This window comes from Candidatus Protochlamydia phocaeensis (assembly GCF_001545115.1).
Lineage (GTDB): Bacteria > Chlamydiota > Chlamydiia > Chlamydiales > Parachlamydiaceae > Protochlamydia_A > Protochlamydia_A phocaeensis.
This window is the reverse complement of sequence record NZ_FCNU01000019.1, coordinates 36,833-55,808: the sequence shown is the minus strand read 5'-3', so window position 1 is coordinate 55,808 and position 18,976 is coordinate 36,833. Positions and strand designations below refer to the sequence as shown.

The following is an 18,976-nucleotide window of genomic DNA, read 5'->3' as shown; positions in this document are numbered from 1 at the left end:
TAATATTAAATCGATTTCAATAGAACGGTTTAAATAAAAAAATATACAAAAGAGAGTGATGGGCAACTTGCTAAATATAAGACGACCTGCCTTTTTATGGTTAATAAGCTTTTTACTACTTTTTAGGGAATGCATTTCTTCATCCTTTGCAAGCTCTTTGGCTTGCGCAGGCTTCAACTTAGAAAAGCCGATTTTGAATGAAGAGCAAATCACCGCTTATCAACGCGATGGTTTTCTGGTTTTACCATATTTTATTTGTGCCGATGCATGCGAGACCTTATGCCGGCGGGCTGAAGAGTTAGTACAGGCTTTTGACGATTCGCTATTGCCTCATCTTTTTCAGCGTTACCAAGGGCACATCCCGTGGGAAGATGTGTATTTAGAACAAGGCGATACCCTATGCTTCTTTTTTGAAGAAGCGGCTTTTTTAGCCGATGGATCGTTTCGGGAAGGAAAGGAGCGGGCAGTAAAGAAAATCAGCTATGCTTTGCATGCAAAAGATCCCCTCTTCCAGGCTTTTTCCTATCAACCGCGTATTCAGCGGCTGTTGCAAGATTTGCACATAGCCGATCCTCTTATTCTTCAATCCATGCATTTTTTTAAGCAACCATACATAGGCAGCGCAGTGGGATGCCATCAGGATGCCGCATTTTTGCATACGGCTCCTGAGCCTATTATAGGGCTGTGGTTTGCTTTAGAAGATGCAACTATCGACAATGGATGCTTATGGGTTCTTCCAGGAGGACATTCGAACGGATTAAAATGGAAGTGCATTAAGAACGAACAGGGAAAGCGGGACTATGAGGTCTATGATGAAACTGAGTGGGAATATGCCAAAATGGTTCCTGTGGAAGTAAAAAAGGGATCTTTGGTGATCATGCATGGTTATCTTCCGCACCTAAGCGAGGCAAATCGATCGGAACGCTCGCGGCAAGCTTTTGCCTTGCATGTGATGAGCGGGGCAAGCCGCTACTTGGATTCAAACTGCCTTCCTTTTCTTTTCAATCGTTGAATAAAGTAAGAGCAAGGGGGCTGCTTTCTTAAACGAGCATAAAAGCAATAAGCTGCATGGCTGGCGGACCTACAAATCCGCTACCTTAAGCGACACTGTGCTATATTGCCACGCTTTTTCGAATTCTCGTTGAACCCAGAAGGCGTCGGTTTCGCGAGATTGGGATTTTAGGCTGGCCAATAGGCCAAAAAGGGAACGCCCGTTGCGCGGATGTTTATTGAGATCTTCGCGAAAGATTTGCTCGGCTTCCGCGTACTGCCCGCTTCTAAGAAGCACGCCGCCCAGATTTTCCCGTACAGGCAAGACCCAATCGGGCGGCTCATTGTAGTGCAGTTGATCTTCAATGGAAATAGCTTCTCGGAGCTGGTAGATGGCTGCTGAATGGTCGCCTTGTGCTTCGGCAATTTTCGCTTTTAAGGTCAGGTCTGCAATAGATAAGATAGGTTCAATTTTGTTATAGCCGTAAACCGTTTCAGGCCTGAGACGGTTTTTCTCTTGAATGAATAGGGCTTGTTCTTTTCGTGCTTCGGGCAATTGGTTTAAAGCTGCCAAAGCCATGGCGCGCCCATAATGCCAAAGGATCGTAGAGACTGCCATCCGAGGAGTCGGTAATGGAAAAGCCAAAATATCTTGCCAGCGGTGAAAACGCAAGAGAACAAAGAGCGAGGTGGGAGCATAGTATTCAAGCTCTGGCATTTTTTGAAAGTGAGGCGCATAAAAGCTGTAGAGCTCGTCGCCCGCCCGTTTGGCATCTTCAAAGCGCCCTTCCATGCTATAAGCACGCGATAGGAAATACAAATTATGACTTAAATAATGCAAAGGATAAATGCCTTGCATCCCGTATTGCTTGATATAGGCGCGGTCAGCAGCCACAGCTTGTTCATTGCATATCGCAGCCAGGTGATAGTCGCCGACTAATAAATAAATGTGAGAAGGCATGTGCAGAATATGGCCTGACTGAGGCAATAAGCGCCTCAGCCTATGAGCGCTCATTAAGGCCCTTTCAGGATATTTGGACGCTTCAATGGCATGGATATAGTAATGATTGGCTCCCAAGTGATCGGGGTCGCGTTTAAGGACAGATTCTAAGACGTCTAAAATGGCAAGCGTGCCTGGCCGGGGATTTCCTGCCGGATCCCATTGATTCCAAGGATTTAAATCCAGCGCACTTTCTGCAAATAGGACGGCTGCGTCCAAATCATCAGGAAATTGCTTGGCCACTTTTTCCATAGCATTTTTATAGTTTTGATTAAGCGACTCCTGCTTGGCTGCCGAATCTGCGGTATAGCGCTCGGCCAAGGCTTGGATGTAGGCCTTCTCATTATCTGTAGCTTGATTGGACAGCTCCATGGCTTTTTGAATCAATCGATAGGCAGCCTCTTCGCGAGAGGGCGTAATCGTCATATTGATATTGGAACCCAGAGCAAGCGCCATTCCCCAATAAGCCATTGCCAAATTCGGATCAATTTTAGCGGCCGTGGCAAATGACCAATAAGCAGCATCATGATTAAATCCATAGACAAGGGTTAATCCTTGATCAAAAAAACGCTGGGCTTCCGGATTAGCTGTTGAGACAGGGTGATGGACAAGGCCTTGGTCAATGAAAAGCGAGAAATTTTGCGGAGGATTGAAAGGAAAAAAATCTTCTTCGGCCAAAAGAGAAGAGCTCAGGCCAAAAGCGGCAAACAAAACCAGCCAGCTCTTCTTCTTTATTTCTTTCGTTAAATTCATATTTAAATTTATCCAGAATTTCATTCGATTCCTCGTCTTCTATGGAAAAATGTAATATAAATATTTTAATTTGACCTTATTAGATATAGGATTTTTTGTAAGCAAATTTAGGCCGAAATCCAAATTTTAGTTTGCTTTGAGAGAGGATTAAATAAGGCTGATGAAGGAAAGGCGATTAAAGAGAAAGTTCATGCTTAATTTCAGTTACGTTTTATCCAAATTAGGTAAACGTCATTTGGGTGTTTTTTTTAGTATCCTTTTTCTTTTTGCAGAAGGAATGGAGGCTAAAGAGAATAAAAATGTGCAAGAAAAGGAGCCTCTACTCGTTTGGTCTTGCCGAGAAATGATGAAGGTCAAGCGTGTAGAAGACGTCCAAACATCGTTTGATGGGCAGTATGTTTGTTTTACAGTTGTACGCGCGCAACTAGAGCATGGCAATCATGCATACCAGCGTCATTTGTATATTGCTTCCGTGCAGCAGCCGGGGCGATGTGAAAATTTATTTAATAGAGAAATGGTCAGTTCGCCTCAATGGTCTCCTAAAGGTCTGCAATTGGCAGCTTTAGTCCCAGATACCAATGGCTATCGGCAAATTTGGTTAATCGATCTGATCGGCAATTCGAAGAAGCAGCTGACGTATTTGCCTAGCGATATTACCGGTCTTAAGTGGTCTCCAGATGGAGAGAAGATAGCATTTACGGCAAGCCAGTTTGAAGAAAAGCACAGACAGGAGCCTTACGCGGAAGCTCTAGATGCGCGATTCACTTGCTTATGGCTTCTCGAAGTCAATGGATCTTCCAAACCTTCCCTTTTGCCTCTTGGACGAGCTCATGTGACGTCATTTACTCCTTATATGGGAGGGGGAGGTTATGATTGGTCTCCAAATAGCCAAGAAATTGCCGTCACGCTTGCCCCAACTGTCGAAGTTGAAGGATGGAAGCAAAGTTATATTGCCATTTTTGACATCGCCGCGTGGCAAATTAAAAAGACAATCAATCAACAATGCGCATCCTTTAGCCCTGTTTATTCTCCCGATGGAAAGCAGATCGCTTATTTAGCTGCCTATCGGGAAGCGAAATGGCCGATCGATTTTAGAGCGTTCATAGCAGACACGCAAGAGAATACAAGTTTTAGGCTAGCCACTACAATGGATGCTTTTCCCTCTAAAATTATTGGATGGTCCGCTGATGGCCGATCTATCTATGTTATGGAAAATTATCGAACTAATCAGGCCATTATTGCGCTTTCAATCGATGCAAAAGATGCGTACGTAATCACGCCCGAAGGGATTGCCTTTTCTCAAGTTCATTGGAATGCTTCTAAAGGAATCTTTGGACTAAATAGTGAAAGGCTCAATGAGCCTCCTGAGGCACATCTTTTCTATTTGGCGGATCAAAGGCTGCAGCAAGTCAGCCAAGTCAACCGAGAATGCCTAGCTTATTCAACTGCCTTGACTTCTGTCTTGCAATGGAAATCAACGGATGGAATAGAGATTGAGGGGTTATTGACTTATCCTATTCATTATCAGAAAGGAAAAGCGTATCCTTTAATTATCATTGTGCATGGAGGTCCGCTTGGTGTTTTTTCTCAACATTTCATCGCCTCGCCTTCTACATATGGACCTATTGCCGCTTTAGCTCAAGCCGGTTATGCCGTCTTACGCTGCAATGTTCGTGGGTCAACAGGCTATGGCAAAACCTTTCGCTATGCCAACTTTCAAGATTGGGGAGGCAAAGACTGCGACGATTTAATGCAAGGCATACGCCATGTGATTGAACTTGGCATAGCAGACGAAAAAAGGCTGGGCATAATGGGATGGAGCTATGGAGGATACTTAACGCTTTGTGCTCTTTCCCGCACATCCCAGTTTAAAGCAGCCGTAGTGGGAGCGGCTATCAGCAACTGCATAAGCTTTAATGGAACAACAGATGTGCCCGGCTTCCTCTCTGATTATTTTGGCTCTTCTCTTTGGCAAAGTCCTGCTTTATATGCACGCTTTTCTCCCCTTTTTCATTTGAAGGCGGTTTCTACGCCTTTATTAATCCAGCATGGAGATAAAGATAGGCGCGTCCCAATCGGACAAGGAGATGAACTCTATCGCTTGTTCAAGCAAAAAGGCGGGGAAGTCCAAATGATCGTTTACTCTGGAATGTCCCATTATCCGCACGATCCTCAATCGATGCTGGACTTGCTTCAGAGTAGGATAACGTGGTTTTCGCGTTTTATAGAGGCTCATGCTTCTTCTGAAGCAAATTTTAAAGAGGATAAAACTCATGCTAAGAGCTCTTTCCGCCAATAAAGCTTTGCATGCTGGAGCGTATAGCCCATGTGCTGGTAAAATTCATGCGATCCACGGTCTTTTCGATGCTTTCCCATGGTCAGTTCCATGACTTGGCAGCCTTTTTCTCGGGCAAAGGCCTCTGCTGTTTGAACCAGGCGCGAAGCAATTCCTTGGCGGCGCATGGATTGATCAACGACTAAGGAGGTAATCCTAGCCATGAAAATGGGGCTATGGAGGGCTTGCAAGAGGTGCACAGCTAGGCAACCGACAACTTTATGATGGCACTCTGCAATAAAAGCCTGATAATGAGGGTGGGATTGATAGAGCCTGAGATTTTCAAGCATGTTGTCGTGCGTCAATGCATAGCCTAGCTGTTCAATTAAATCAATTAAGGATAAAGCATCTGTCAAATAAGGAGGCCTAATAAGAATCGCCGCCTCTTCTGTTTTAAGGCTGTTCGACCGCAGCTTTTTTAAAAGCAGCAATTCTTGCTTTTGATGCCAGACAATCTGATGCGGTTCAAAACCGCATTTTTTATAGCAGCCGATGGCTGCTATATTATTGATTGAAGGATCTGTTAAGCAAGCCTCATAAAAAGGATAGACATTGTCTTTTAAAAACTGCTGCAAAGCTGCTGATCCATAGCCTTTTCTTAAAAAAGAAGGCTCGCCAATGTAAAAGTCTACTCCGGCAAGCGAAGCGGGCAAGGCTGTTAGGTCTTGGTCTTCCCAAGGATAGTTTTGTACAGGATACAATTGAATATAGCCAATGGGAGTATGGGCTGCTGAAATAATAAAACTTTTGATTGCTTTTTGTTTAAGAGAAGACGGATCGTAGCAGCGCGAGATATCTTCCAAAGACCATTTTTTATTAGCAGCATACCATTGCTGGATATGCGGCATATGCATCCATTTTAAAAGAAGGGCAAAATGTTCTTTCTGAAGCTCTTGAAAGGTGATAGGAAGGAGAGTTAATTTTTCCATTAGAAATCCCATGGGGTTTTCTTTTTTTCAGGCGAGAACTCAATTCCAAGTTCTTGCGCGTATAACTATGCCTTCGAATTCGAATAAGTGGAATAAAGCGTGCCTAGGTGGACGTTAGCTTTTGCTTCAATGTGGATAGGAGTTCATCGTAGGATAATCCGCCGTCATAGCGTTCGCCATTGATAAAAAAACAAGGCGTTCCATTGACTCCGCTGCGCACACCGCCGCGGAAATCTTCTTCAAGCTTTTTTGAAATAAACTCAGATTTTAAATCCTCTTTAAATTGTTCTAAGTTAAGTTTTAAAGCTTCGGCAAAAGCAATCAGGTTTTCGGGACTTAGCTCTTTTTGATGTTCATAGAGATAATCGTGCATTTCCCAAAATTTTTGCTGCATGCCGGCTGCCTCGGCTGCTGTGGCTGCCATAAAAGCGTCGGGATGGCTTGTTTGAAGAGGAAAATTGCGGAAAACAAAGCGCATTTGATCTCCCATTTCCTTTTTTATCTGTTTGAGAACGGGATTGGCTAGTTTGCAGAGAGCGCATTGATAATCTCCATATTCCAATAGAGTCAACGGGGCCTCGATGGAGCCTAAAATATGGTCATTTTCCGTAACAGGTACAGTCAGATTAGGCATGCTATTTTATCCTAAGATAGAAGTTTTTTTAGTCAAGGTATCCAAAGCGTTTAAAATGCCGTCTGCGCCTGGATTGATCTCGATAGGCGAAACAGAGCTCCACTGGATGAGGCCTTCCTGATTGATGACAAAAAGAGCGCGTTCTGAAGTTCCGTCATCTTCGCGATAGACTCCATAAAGCTTGGCAACCTCTCCTTTGGGCTCGAAGTCCGCTAAGAGTGGAAAGCGTAACCTGCGTTGGTCGGCAAAAGCCAAATGGCACCAAGCCCCATCCACTGAAATGCCTAGGAGCTCGGCATTGTAATCTTTCTTAAGGTCTGCATAAATTTCATTGTAAAGAGCCAATTCGCTGCTACATACAGGGCTCCAATCGGCTGGATAAAAGACAAGGACAACGGGTTGGCCTTTAAAATCTTTTAAAGAAATGTGCCGATCGGGCGCAACGGGTAGCCGAAATTGAGGTGCTTTTGTTCCAGCTTTAAGAGCAGGCATTTAAGCCTCCTTTATTTAATGATCTGCGCTGTGAGTTTATATGCCTGATGGTTAATGAATTTTCATAAGAGTTGCGCAATAATTTGACAATTGTTTTTTCGCTAGGCGAACCCTATAAAACTAGGCTGATCTAAACGCATCTGGCTTATATTCGAAATTATTGCCTTTAGGGCGCGTTGTCAATTAGGCAATGTCCCTTCTTAGGAAACACATCCTAAAGGAGAAAAACGAATAGGGCTAGCATTGGATTTTAATCCTCTCTTAGGAAAGTTTGAAGGCCCTGATTAATTTTAAAGCATCTTAAGAGTATGCCCTTTTTACCCTCTAAGTAAGCTGGGGAGCCCATGATGGATCCTCTTCTTGCCGATCATGATACATTTGCAGCAAATCGTTAGGCGTCTTTCCCTGTTGCAGATTCAATAAAATCTCTTGTTGAATTAAGGCAATTAAAGAGGGATCAATACCATGCAAAAATAAGTTAATGCTGGTAATGACCGCTCCTTTTTTCATCTGAGCCATATAGGCTGCTAAGATTTGAATGGCGGTTATCATTTTCACACTGTTTTTAAACGCGCCTGCTCCCCATAGCCCGCTATGAATTTCTGGGGTGGCGAGTCCATTCTCGAGCTGATAGTTGACGGCTCCTAAATCGCCCAGAAGAGCGGCTTTAAGAAGGTCGCGCAGATCATCCGTTGAATAAGATCTCCAATTCGCAGGAATCTTTGACCAATCTTTGGCGGCCAGTCCAATAATATGAGCGAGGGGATAAGGCTGTGGCAATTGGACAATTCCATTAAGCACTTGACTCGTACTTGCTTTATCCAGGCTCTTGCCATAGGGAACTTGAGAAATATCAAATCGTCTGACTAATTGGAAAATTAAGAAAGGTTCCGGATCGCCTTGTTTGTTGACTGGAAGAAGGGGATTATTTCTCTTTGCGTAAGCCAGTTGGGCAAGCTGGGGAAATTCCATGAACATGCGCTCTTCTTGTACATTCCCTCTCGAGCGAAATCCTCCTCCAAAGCTCTTTGCATTGGCAAAGTCAACCCAGAAGGCATAATTGGGCATGTAATTATAATTGCCCATAACTGGGGTGATGGTAGCCGAAGGGGTTAATACAGGACTATTTAGAAGAGAGGAGAATTCTTTTGAAGGCATTTTGGCTTTTGCCCACGTAATAGAAGGGCTTTGTGGATAAAAGACGGCAAGTATAGTAGCGCTCATGAGTGTTTTTTTTTGTATCGAAGGATTTAAAGCAAGCAGCCATTTTTTAAAATCGGAAAAGTCTTTTTGATTAAAAGTTGTGGTATGAGTATCTAATATGAATTCCTGCCGATCACCAAAATCAACAACCTCAGCATAAAGACTGCTTTGCAAGATAAATAAACACATGACTGTTCTTAGAAAAAAAACCACGCTTTTCATGATCACTCCTTTGGTTGTTCCTTCTATTCAACCATGAAAATTCCTCATTTGCCAAAAAATTACAGGGAATACGCATAAGAGATGCCTTCTTAAAAATAAAACTTGAAGGATTCAGAATCCAGAGAAATTTGCCTGTGTCAGGTCTCTATATGCCTATCGATCCCTAACAACCTGAGCTTGGAGTCTTTTTACCTTTGGTCAGTCAAATTTGAGCTTTAATATACGCTCTTAATAGAGTAAAAAGTTATAATAAATATTTACACGGTCTTTATTATATATATAAGCTTAGATGTTATTTTTTTTATTTAAATGATTAATTGAATTTTGTGTTTTGTTATAATATAAATAACATTATTAAAGATAAGTTTGATATGATTCCTTTTCATTCTCCTCTTAAAATTGGCTTATCTTCTTCTTTTGACTCTAGCCATTCTATTCCATCGACTGAATTGAATGGGCAAGGGCTTGAAAAAATTGCTCAACGTATATTGACTCAAGAAGCAGAAGCGGATCGTTCCTCATCGCTTGATCAAGCGAAGGGGCCTGCTGATTTATTAATTAAAATCACAGCTTTAATCAATAAGCCCTTATCCAGTGCTGTCCAATTTAAAGACTTGTACCAATTAATTGTGGATTATGACTTTAATGGTCCTGAGCGCGCTTATATCTATCAGTTATTAGAGAGTAAATTTCGGGAGATTGAATTTGATCCTTCTTCTCGAGCGTGGGTGCAGCGTGCCGATCTTTTAGATGCGCTGGATGTTTTCATAAAAAAATATCCTGAACATCCGCCTTTGCCTATCAAGCCCGTTCCAACCGGCGAAATGCCTTGGAAGGAGGGAACAGTGCCGCTTGTTCCTTATTCCAAAATGAAGCAAGCAACAGACAAATTAAGGGCTTTGGGCCCTAGGCAATTGAATACCTTGTCGGATGTACAGCGGGAGTTATCGGATGTTTTTGCCGCTGAGTATACAAGTACGGCTAAGATTATGCAAAAGTTGACAAGGCGTCATTTGGTTGGCGCTAGTCTACTGAAGGGATTTTATCGCTTTTTAACGCGTGTGTTGGGGATTTTTTATAATCAGCCTTATTTTTTTGGTAAAACGTTAGATCAAATTGCCCGTTTTTCTCGAAAAATGGGAATTCAATCTATTGAGGTTTTATCAAAAAAAGTCAGCACGATAGAAGGCGTCAAGACAGAGCAATTTTATTATCGAGGCCCCCGCTATCTATTCGGCCAATCCGTTTATGAATACAAGACTGTCAATGATTGGTTTAAGCGCGATCTTACTCCCGAAGCCCGCGAAGCGTATTTAGGCAAAGTCATTAGCAAAGAAAGAAAGCTTGAAGCGATGTATGGGGCAACAGAGGCAAGCCGCATCGTCATTAGCAATGCAGATGCCCGCTTGCGCTTTAAAGAACTCTCATCCGATCAGTTTGACGAGCTTCAAGAGCTAACAGGAAAGGCTTTGAACCAAGAAGCGGTCGGTCAAGCTCAATTAAAACGCGATGATCCTACTTATTATGCAGAGAAATATAAATTCAGTATAAAAAACTTATTGGGGAGAGAAGCCAATGACAGCATGCTGCCTACCAGGCTGACCGATCAACAAAGAAGCGAGCTGAATGGTCAGCTAGATAGGCTGCAAACGGCTGATCTGAAAGAAGAAGCGGCCATGAAGCTCAAGCAATCCATTTTAAAAAAATCCAATACCCGGACTCTTTTTAAGCAGGCTCAGCATGAATTATTGGCAGGCATGTACCGGGCTTTAAAAAGTGAAGGGGCTGTTCAGGTTATTCAGCGTCTGGCGCCGGCCGACATTCACAATTATGTGGCCCCTGTAAATGGCAAACCGCTTAGCAATTTGGAAGCTGTCAAGCTCCTTGAAAAACGTCTATTAGACAGACAGGCTTATTTAACCCAAGCGAATTATCTCACACCTGCCGAGAAAATCGAAATGGAGCAAGAGCTGGAGGTTTTTGCACAATTGAAAGATGTCTTTACGCAGCAGGAAACATTATTGGGAAGACCTTCCCAATCGACAATAGATATTTATGGCACAAATGCATCTGTCTCTACTCCTGTTATTCAAAATCAATCGCGTATTCTCGCCCAAAATGATCGGAAGGTGATGCTATTAGAGCACGTGGATGGCAGCTTTTCTTTGCATGTTTTTATTGGAGCGACAGGAGTCAATCGCGTTGATGTAGATCCGAATACGACCCTCAAAAAACAAGGAGAACGGCAAGGAGATATGCAGTTTGGTAGAGATCGCTATCAAGCCGATGGAATATTTCAAGCAGCTGACAATAAGACGACCAAAGACGGCCTGGAAAAGTTAAGAATAGGAGAAAGGCAAGGCAGGAAGCTGGATGGATTTCCAATCAATGGATCAACAGTTATTTCTTATTATCTTCCCACCGATTTTAGCTGCATGCATGCCATTGAGCGCTATAAAAAGGCTGCTGTGTATGGAGCCGGAAGAGAGCGCGCAGAGATCGAGCTGAAAGCCAATATGGGAGATCCTATTTTAGTCAAAAAAGAAATTGCCTTACTCGATGCCTTGGAAAAAAGCTTCCCGGTTTTATTTCAAGGGAATTTATCTGCTGCAGAAATTGTCCAGCAAATTCCGGGTTTACATATCAGCCGAGAGAAAGTGCCGGATAAAGTCTTGGCAAAGCTTGATTTTTATCAAGAGTCGGTAGAGTTTTTACAAAAATTGTGGAGCGGCCACCCTTTGACATTTGAAGAAGCAAACTTAAAAAAAAGAGTCTATGCCGTATTAGAAAAGCGTTTAACGATCATTCAAAGTCAAGTAAATTTGGCAGAGGAGTTGGGGCTGCCCATGAAAGAAGTAGAAGAATTGAAGCAACTTGAGCCCGATCCCATTTAATTCCACAGAATAGCCGGCTTTTAACTTCAGAATAAAAAGCTCCAAACTCAAGTTAAGATTTGCTTTTCCATCATTAGCCAATAAAGCAAAGAATAGCACCCGTTTGCGGAAATATTTCTTTAATTATGTAGCTTTAAAACTGCAGAGCCTACAAAGAAATAAAAAGCGTTCTATTTCTTTGTAGGCTCTGCAGTTTAAATAAAACCCATCTTAAATGGCTATTTTACCGACCAATCAGACGGCCTTCTTGGCTATCGATCAAATTAAGTCTCTGCTGTAGAATGTTCTTCGCAGCAATGAAGAGGGGAATAGCCTTCTTGCATTTCAGGAACAGTGAATTCTTGTCTAAGCTCTTGCAAACGCTGAGGGCTAAGCGTCCATACGGGAATGGGGAAGGATCTAAAAAACAACTTCACTTGAAGCCAGATCAGCTGCCATATTGACGTTGCAGGCATGACATGGATTTGGAAATGAGGAATTCCTAGCCTATTCTTGTCGTAGAACAAACAAGCGTCATGTCCAAATACATGTCTATAAATCCGTTGGATGCGTTGTTGAACTTCATAAAAGTCCGCTGTTTCTTCTCGAGTTAAATCAAAGCGCGTATCGTGATGGAGGGTAGGAAGAGCGATCAAATGCCCCTTTGTCATCGGCTTATGGTCAAAAACAACCGTCCAATTATGAGTTTGAAATAACACTTGATTATGAATGATTTGCAGTCCGCGAGGATTATCGACGCAAAATGGGCAATTTTGAACGGAAGAAATAGTAGACATTTGATTACTCTCCTAGTTGAAGTGAAGAAAGGAGAGGTAATTTTATTTAAATAAATAAAAAACTGCAATTAATCTCATTGAAAACAATGAGAATAAGGCGATCGGTTCGGAGAGACATGTTCTTTCAAAACGACTCTTCTTCCTCTGCTTCTTCTTCGCCTTCGCCCGGTTTTTCTGGTAAAAATCCGCCGGCTTGCATTTCCCACATTTGAGCGTAATGGCCATTCGCTTGCAAGAGCTCTTCATGGGTGCCGTCTTCGATAATTTTGCCGTCTTTAAATACCAAAATGCGGTCCATGCCGGATAGAGTGGATAGGCGATGGGCGATGACAAGCGTGGTATGGCCCTTCATGAGAATATCTAGACCTTCTTGGATATCTTTTTCCGTCACAGAATCGAGTGCGGAGGTTGCTTCGTCTAAAATTAAAATAGGGGCATTTTTTAAGATGGCACGGGCAATAGCGACACGTTGGCGTTGTCCTCCGGACAGACGCGTGCCCCTTTCACCGACTAGGGTGTGATATTTATCCGGCATCTTTTCAATAAATTCATGGCAATGGGCCCTTTTAGAGGCTTCGATGACTTCTTCATCCGTTGCATCTAAGCGTCCGTAACGGATGTTTTCCATCAGCGTGCGGTGGAAAAGCGAGGGATCTTGGGGAATAATCGAAATTTGCTCGCGCAAAGAATCCTGAGTTACTTTAGCAATGTCTTGGCCGTCAATGAGGATGCGGCCTTTTTCGATATCGTAATTGCGCAGAATCAAATTGACAAAGCTTGTTTTACCCGATCCCGAGAAACCAACCAATCCGACTTTTTCACCTGCATGCAAGACGATGTTCTTTTCTTGAAAGAGGTTTTGATGCTTTTGATAGCGGAAGGTGACATGGTCGAAGACGATTTCTCCTTGCGGAACCTTTAGCGGTTTGGCATTTGGGGCGTCTGTAATATCGTGAGAATCTTGAATAATGGTCAAGGCTTGGCGGCATATGCCGATTTCCTTGAAAAGCTGGGGAAGCTCAAGTCCGGCAATCCAGGCCATCATGGTAATATTCCAAGTCGTATTGAAGATAAACACCACTTCTCCAGCGGATAAATGGCCTTGCTGCCAGCTATAAAGCATATACCAGTTAAGGGCGATGCAGGCGCCTAAGAAATTCGCTATTCCAAGCGCAATCTTCATCTTTTCTATATACCACAGCGATTGCCAATGTTTTTTCAATTCGTCTTTTTGAAAGAGCGAGAGATAACGAGATTCAAAACGGCTCCTGGCAAAGATGCGGATATTGGCATTATTTGCTAAGCTGTCGACAATTTTGCCGGATAAAATGCTGCGCGATTCCGCATGAATATTGGAATAATCATCGCATTTTCTTGCAAAAGCCAGGCAAATCCCCATATGGATGACGATCCAAGTTAGCAAAATTAAGGCGAATAGGGGACTGATAAAAGCAAACAAAGTGGTAGAAATAATGAGTGCCAATCCAACGGGCAGAAACAAATGCATGAGTTGTTGCAGCAGACGCGTCATGCTTTGGGGCATGTCAGAAATTTTATTGGCAATGGCTCCGGCCATGCGTGAGCTAAAATACTGCTGGGAATGATGAATGACATATTCGAACATATTCATGCGTATATCTGCCTCAATGCGAGGAATGATATAAGCTGTCAAGATGCCCGAGAGGCGGAAAGAAATTTCAACAGTTAGCCATAAACTGATCCCCATGATAATAGGCGTGGCTAATGCATGCCATGCTTCAGCTTTGTCTCCGGCAAAATTTGTAATTGTATCGATGATCTTCATGATCACATAGGGCCACAGCGTGTGGTCGAGCGACCAAGCGAAGCTGAATAATTGAATAATAACCAGCCATATCCAATATTTTTTAAGAAAATGCCAAAAGAAGGCCAAGAGCGTTTTAGGTAGATTTAAGTGATGCATAGGTCTCTCGTTCACCATTTAGCACACTTTAACTTAAAATATATTTTTAATCCCGTTAAATTAAATCAATCGTGCTCTATTTTAATCATTTAACATGAAATCATCAAATAAATCCGAATAGGCTAATGAGAGACTGGTGTCGAATCCATCGCCTCGATTCGAGATTACTTTCTCTCTAGAAGAAGGCATTTGAATCTACGCTATATGAGTTTTAGCCTTCGAAGAAGGCTCGAGATAGAGAAGGGTTTTTTATCTCGAGCCTATAAAATGAAATAAATCCGGCTGGCTAACTTTTTAGCTAGATGTTGTTTTGGATAGGCCAATTATATCCAAAAAATGATCGGGTGACATTCCGCCAATAAGGGCATGTTTGGTCACTTTATAGCCTATGGCTCCGGTATTCGTATAAGTGATTTCCAAACTGCCTGATTGCAAGAGGAGAGGGACGACAATCTTTTGGAATTGGGCGCGGATTTGCTGATTATCCCTAAGCTCTTCCGTTGTAGGAAATGTGCCGTTTATATCCGCCATCGTTGCATAAGTTTTAGCAATGCAGTCCATCACTCCCGTTCGGTCTTTACCACTCATGCAATTGAAGGCGCTCTTGAAGCCCATTTTCTCCAAATCAGTGCCTTTGCCCTTTTCCTTTTTCACAATGCGGTCCATTAAATTGGTGACATTGACGATCTTTGCACCGACTTCATATTGATTATCTCCGCTGAGATAGGCCTTTCGATCCTTCATTAAGGCATTGATATCCTTCATTAGTGAATCCAAATTGGCTTTATCACCTTCATCGGAAATATGCTCTTTAAGCTGTTCCACTTGTTTCTGCAGCCCTTTTAAAGCTTTGAGGTTTTGCTTGTATTGGTTAATTGTTCCCAATTCCCAATCTACGGCTCCAGCATTGACCCCAAAGTTAAACGTATTGACATTCAGCTGAAGGGGAATTTTGATCCCATCGCCTAGATCAAAGTCAATTGGTTTCCCATTTTCATCTTCAAAGCTATGCAAGGCCTCGACTTGATCGAGCAGCATGCCTTTTTCGCTAGACTTTCCATGGGCAAATGCGCGCAAATCGTCTGGAGTGACCAAGCTGACAGAATTAAAATTAAGTTTGATGCCTTGCTGTTGGGCTTGCGTTAACGTTAATCCGCGCGAAGCAATTTCCTTAAGCACAGCTGCTTTTAAGAGCTCGCCTGCCGCTTGGCGGGAGTTCTTTTTGCGTATTTCGGCATTTCCCTCAAATTTATCAGATGTAATGCCGTGCCTTAAGCTTTCATAAATCGTTTCGCCTTTTTCATTTTCTAAGCGAGAGTCCCAGCCATTCACCAAATGAGGTTCCTGACGGTTTACGCTAGATACGCCACCTTTCGCGCCAAATATTTTTTCGAATATTCGGATACCTAGGTTGAGTATCTGATCGAATTCCTTATTCAAGGGAATCAAGGTGCTTTTGACTGTCTTGTTCTCTCCTTCAATCGATATGTCCTTAGTAAGAGTCGTCCGTTCCGTTTGGCTGAGCTCTTGGGCGATATAAGACTTTAGCTGTTTGTGAATCTGCTTATCCGAAAAGGTCACTTGAACCCGATAAATGCCGTTCAATCCAATAATGCCTGCGCGTCGTTTTAACCCCTCTCCCTTCTGAAAGTCTTCAAATTCTACTCGTCTATCCTGTTGAATTTGCGATTCCTCTGCTTTAGCACTGCCGATATCCCGCTTACTGGCCGCATCTAAGATGAGCTGGGCGTTCTTAAATCCATTAATGGCTTGTTGATTGGTTTTAGAAGTAAGAACAAACAATCTGATCATTTTAGCTTTCCAGCCGCCCTTGGCCAAAATTTTAATCCTGCTGCGCACCTTTTCATTGCTCACTCCATCTGTCCCCTCGGAACCAATTTGAGCTGCTACTTTAATTTGCGCTTTCCAGATTTCCTTCGTGATCTCCTTTTCCGCTTTTTTCATCAGCTTGGCTAGATTTTTAATCTCTTTCTTAGTAAGAGCGGAGCCGCCCTTCATATACTCCTGCTCTTTTATCCGTGCGCCTATCGTTTCAATATTTACTCGCGCTTCAGCATAAATCTTGGCAATGGAATAAGCCGTCTTTTCTCCTACTTCTACCTGCTCGGGCACATTTTGCTTCTCTAAATGCCCAACCATGGCGAAGGCATGTCCTAGAAAATTGTTAACGCGGTCCAATGCAACATCGACACTATGCGTATCCATGGGAGTAGGGACAATCGATGAAGCGTCTATTGTATGAGCATCCATATCACGCCTATTATTAAAAATTAATTATTTGTATAAATGGCTTTGTTTTATTTTATAAAATCTATAACTATATTATATCAAAATTATCGATCTTTAGCATTAAATTTAACTATAAAATCAATTTTAATTATAATTTGTAATTATTTGATTAATAAGTTTTGAAAGCTGTGTAAAATGGGATTATTCAAACAATTAAAGGCGTTGTTATTGAGAATGGGAAAGGGAACCTGTTGGGGAATGAATAGAAGCGTGCGAGCGGTTGAATACGTGCATACTGATAGCGACTCCGGTTAAAAGAGTGAAAATGCCTAGTAGATCTAGGGCGCTAGGGAGCCGGTGCTCTAAGAAATAGACAAAGATAAGGCCAAAAATGGTCTCAAAAATGGTCAATTGGCCGGCTAGCGAAACGGGCAGAAAGAGGCTTCCTCGATTCCATAAGTAGGAACCTATCCAGGAGCAGACCAAGCCTAAGATAAAACTACCAAGAAAAAAGCGTTTTAAATTGTCGTCTAGAATGGCATATTTTGCCATTTGCTCGGTAGGCATCATAAAAAAAATGAATAGTCCCAATAAGAGGACCCAGCCCAATGTGCTTACGCCGATTAGAGTTGACCAATCGCTAGAAGACAGGGATGGGTTGGCTTTAAGAAATTGAGCATTTGAGACAATATACCAATTCCAGGCGATTAGGGAAAAAAGGCAGCAGCTTATTCCAAAGAGGTAGTCGCTGAAAGAAGAGGAAGGATGGGCATGAAAGGCTTGCAAATTGACCAAAAGAAGACCTAATCCAATTAAGAAAGTTGGAAAAATCAAGGCTCGAAAAGCGCATTCCTTTTGTTTCCAATTTCCATAAAAAGCAAGCGTAATGGGGCTTAAGCCTAAGATCAGGGCTGTAACAGGAGCGCTTGCATAGCGCAAGCCTAAGACTAAAGAGATATAATATAGGACGTTGACAACTAGGGAACAAATGAACGCTTGGCTCCATATAGCTCCTGGAAAAGATAACCATTTTTTAAGACCTTGCGAAAGCATAAAAAACAAGGAGATAAGGCCTAAGCATGAATAGCGTCCTAGTGCGACTTCAAGGGGACTGAATCCTTCTAAAAGTCCGGGAATGACAAAGATGAGTCCCCAGACCAAGCAAGCCCCTAAAACGAGAGTGATACCTTTAAACATAGTTGCTTAAGAGATTAAGAGGCTTACAAGCCTAATTAAATAAGCTAATTTAATCAAGAATATTAATGATTTATAATCAATAGATTGAGTTTTTATTTGGAAGAAGAAGACAAATTGAGGGTGTATCATTAGCAGTAAATCCTATTTCAATTCTTTTCCATCTAAGAAAATAACTTCAAAGCTGGGCTATTGCCTAATTGACAACAGGCCCTAGGAACTGCCAATAATAATACCGGAGAGAAAAACTAAAAGGCCACCTAGCAGAACTTGTACGAGAGCGTAGAGCGTTGGAGTATCCATATAGCGGTGGCGTACCCATGAAATGGCCAAAAGCTCTATTAAAACGACTGTGATCGAAATGAGGAGGGCGACCATAAAATTGGGAATGAGAAAGGGAAGCGTGTGACCGATCCCTCCTAAAGCAGTCATCAATCCGCAAATGCTGCCACGCAATAAAGGATGGCCTCTGCCAGTCAGAGCGCCATCATCAGAAAGCGCTTCTGCAAAGCCCATGCTAATGCCTGCTCCTACCGAGGCGGCCAAGCCAACCACAAAAGTTGTCCAACTATTATGGGTAGCGAAGGCGGCTGCGAAAAGGGGAGCTAATGTGGAAACAGATCCATCCATTAAACCGGCCAGACCGGGTTGAACAATTTGCAGTAAAAAGAGCCTGCGTTGAGATTCTAATTCTTGAGCCTTAACATTATCGTTAATATTTTTATGTTCTAGATCTTCGGCGAGTTGGATATGTCCGCGTTCCGCCTGCGCTAAATCATCTAGTAGTTGACGAATACTTGCATCTTGCATGCGGTCTGCAGCTTTCTTATAAAATTGCATTGTTTCTGCTTCCATCGCGCCAATTTGTTTGCGAATTTTTTCCAAGTTAATGGGTTGATATAGCCAGATAGATTTACGTTGGATAAAGCCTCTTACGTCTTGGCGGCGAATAAAGGGAATGTGCTCGCCGAACTTTTTACGGTATAAATCAATTAATCTGTGGCGATGGTTGGATTCTTCCTTTCCCATTTCATCAAACATAGTCGCTGAAGCAGAAAAATCTGGCCGGATAGCTGCACTTAAGTCTGAATAGAAATGCTCGTCTTCTTCTTCTAGGGAAATGGCCAAAGCTAGGATTTCTTGCTCGTTAAGTTGATCTAAATCTTTCATAGATGGAAAGACCTCATTAGGCTGATTAATTAAATTTAAATTATATTTTGAGTTTTTTTTATTCCATTTTTAAATGCACGTAGGGTGTTAAAACCTCTAGAAGGAGATAGGATTAAAAACGCGACTTTAGTTATTAGCGGTTTAAAAACCCTCTTAGAGTTTTTATTGACAAGGAAATTCTCTTGCGAAAAC

General features: G+C 42.4%; 13 protein-coding genes. 3 read left to right on the top strand and 10 right to left on the bottom strand.

Annotated elements, in window-relative coordinates; translation table 11 throughout:
* Nucleotides 1-193: 193 nt before the first annotated feature.
* Complete coding sequence (locus BN3769_RS06400) at nucleotides 194-1,012, top strand: phytanoyl-CoA dioxygenase family protein (RefSeq protein ID WP_195155560.1); 819 nt, start codon at nucleotides 194-196, stop codon at nucleotides 1,010-1,012.
* 69 nt (nucleotides 1,013-1,081) lie between these two features.
* Here the strand turns inward: BN3769_RS06400 and BN3769_RS06395 are convergent, their stop codons facing one another.
* Nucleotides 1,082-2,743, bottom strand: coding sequence for a tetratricopeptide repeat protein (locus BN3769_RS06395; protein WP_154017842.1), 1,662 nt, complete (start codon nucleotides 2,741-2,743; stop codon nucleotides 1,082-1,084).
* Between the two features lie 190 nt (nucleotides 2,744-2,933).
* Between BN3769_RS06395 and BN3769_RS06390 the strand changes: the two genes are divergently transcribed.
* Nucleotides 2,934-5,042, top strand: a complete 2,109-nt coding sequence (locus BN3769_RS06390; protein WP_068468747.1) for a S9 family peptidase — start codon at nucleotides 2,934-2,936, stop codon at nucleotides 5,040-5,042.
* Here BN3769_RS06390 and BN3769_RS06385 read toward each other — a convergent pair.
* The 4 genes from BN3769_RS06385 to BN3769_RS06370 form a co-directional block, all read right to left on the bottom strand.
* Nucleotides 5,015-6,007 (bottom strand): GNAT family N-acetyltransferase, encoded by a 993-nt coding sequence (locus BN3769_RS06385; RefSeq protein WP_195155559.1) that lies wholly within the window; start codon nucleotides 6,005-6,007, stop codon nucleotides 5,015-5,017. The two genes, BN3769_RS06390 and BN3769_RS06385, sit on opposite strands and share 28 nt — an antisense overlap.
* A 103-nt stretch (nucleotides 6,008-6,110) precedes the next feature.
* Nucleotides 6,111-6,641, bottom strand: coding sequence for a DsbA family protein (locus tag BN3769_RS06380; RefSeq protein WP_068468744.1), 531 nt, complete (start codon nucleotides 6,639-6,641; stop codon nucleotides 6,111-6,113).
* A 6-nt stretch (nucleotides 6,642-6,647) separates the two neighbouring features.
* On the bottom strand, nucleotides 6,648-7,133 hold the full coding sequence (locus BN3769_RS06375) for a redoxin domain-containing protein (protein ID WP_068468742.1): 486 nt from the start codon (nucleotides 7,131-7,133) through the stop codon (nucleotides 6,648-6,650).
* Between the two features lie 324 nt (nucleotides 7,134-7,457).
* Nucleotides 7,458-8,558 (bottom strand): hypothetical protein, encoded by a 1,101-nt coding sequence (locus BN3769_RS06370; RefSeq protein WP_068468739.1) that lies wholly within the window; start codon nucleotides 8,556-8,558, stop codon nucleotides 7,458-7,460.
* 371 nt (nucleotides 8,559-8,929) lie between these two features.
* Between BN3769_RS06370 and BN3769_RS06365 the strand changes: the two genes are divergently transcribed.
* Nucleotides 8,930-11,452: a phosphatidylserine decarboxylase gene (locus BN3769_RS06365; RefSeq protein WP_068468737.1), complete on the top strand. Its 2,523-nt coding sequence runs from the start codon at nucleotides 8,930-8,932 to the stop codon at nucleotides 11,450-11,452.
* 263 nt (nucleotides 11,453-11,715) lie between these two features.
* On the opposite strand, the gene BN3769_RS06360 is transcribed toward BN3769_RS06365, so the two are convergent.
* The 5 genes from BN3769_RS06360 to mbfA form a co-directional block, all read right to left on the bottom strand.
* Complete coding sequence (locus BN3769_RS06360; RefSeq protein ID WP_068468735.1) at nucleotides 11,716-12,228, bottom strand: HIT family protein; 513 nt, start codon at nucleotides 12,226-12,228, stop codon at nucleotides 11,716-11,718.
* Between the two features lie 124 nt (nucleotides 12,229-12,352).
* Complete coding sequence (locus BN3769_RS06355; RefSeq protein WP_228840635.1) at nucleotides 12,353-14,188, bottom strand: ABC transporter ATP-binding protein; 1,836 nt, start codon at nucleotides 14,186-14,188, stop codon at nucleotides 12,353-12,355.
* 276 nt (nucleotides 14,189-14,464) lie between these two features.
* The gene (locus tag BN3769_RS06350; RefSeq protein ID WP_068468734.1) at nucleotides 14,465-16,441 is read right to left on the bottom strand and encodes an inositol phosphate phosphatase SopB; all 1,977 of its coding nucleotides are present in this window, start codon (nucleotides 16,439-16,441) and stop codon (nucleotides 14,465-14,467) included.
* Nucleotides 16,442-16,645: 204 nt separating this feature from the next.
* On the bottom strand, nucleotides 16,646-17,617 hold the full coding sequence (locus BN3769_RS06345) for a DMT family transporter (protein ID WP_079989438.1): 972 nt from the start codon (nucleotides 17,615-17,617) through the stop codon (nucleotides 16,646-16,648).
* A gap of 210 nt (nucleotides 17,618-17,827) precedes the next feature.
* Complete coding sequence (mbfA, locus tag BN3769_RS06340) at nucleotides 17,828-18,784, bottom strand: iron exporter MbfA (RefSeq protein ID WP_068468732.1); 957 nt, start codon at nucleotides 18,782-18,784, stop codon at nucleotides 17,828-17,830.
* Nucleotides 18,785-18,976: the final 192 nt, after the last annotated feature.

Excerpts from the sequence above, each read along its gene's own strand:
- BN3769_RS06395 (WP_154017842.1), bottom strand. The coding sequence starts at position 2,743 with ATGAATTTAACGAAAGAAATAAAGAAGAAGAGCTGGCTGGTTTTGTTT.
- BN3769_RS06390 (WP_068468747.1), top strand. The coding sequence starts at position 2,934 with ATGCTTAATTTCAGTTACGTTTTATCCAAATTAGGTAAACGTCATTTG.
- BN3769_RS06385 (WP_195155559.1), bottom strand. The coding sequence starts at position 6,007 with ATGGAAAAATTAACTCTCCTTCCTATCACCTTTCAAGAGCTTCAGAAA.
- BN3769_RS06380 (WP_068468744.1), bottom strand. The coding sequence starts at position 6,641 with ATGCCTAATCTGACTGTACCTGTTACGGAAAATGACCATATTTTAGGC.
- BN3769_RS06375 (WP_068468742.1), bottom strand. The coding sequence starts at position 7,133 with ATGCCTGCTCTTAAAGCTGGAACAAAAGCACCTCAATTTCGGCTACCC.
- BN3769_RS06370 (WP_068468739.1), bottom strand. The coding sequence starts at position 8,558 with ATGAAAAGCGTGGTTTTTTTTCTAAGAACAGTCATGTGTTTATTTATC.
- BN3769_RS06365 (WP_068468737.1), top strand. The coding sequence starts at position 8,930 with ATGATTCCTTTTCATTCTCCTCTTAAAATTGGCTTATCTTCTTCTTTT.
- BN3769_RS06360 (WP_068468735.1), bottom strand. The coding sequence starts at position 12,228 with ATGTCTACTATTTCTTCCGTTCAAAATTGCCCATTTTGCGTCGATAAT.
- BN3769_RS06355 (WP_228840635.1), bottom strand. The coding sequence starts at position 14,188 with ATGGTGAACGAGAGACCTATGCATCACTTAAATCTACCTAAAACGCTC.
- BN3769_RS06350 (WP_068468734.1), bottom strand. The coding sequence starts at position 16,441 with ATGGATGCTCATACAATAGACGCTTCATCGATTGTCCCTACTCCCATG.
- BN3769_RS06345 (WP_079989438.1), bottom strand. The coding sequence starts at position 17,617 with ATGTTTAAAGGTATCACTCTCGTTTTAGGGGCTTGCTTGGTCTGGGGA.
- mbfA (WP_068468732.1), bottom strand. The coding sequence starts at position 18,784 with ATGAAAGATTTAGATCAACTTAACGAGCAAGAAATCCTAGCTTTGGCC.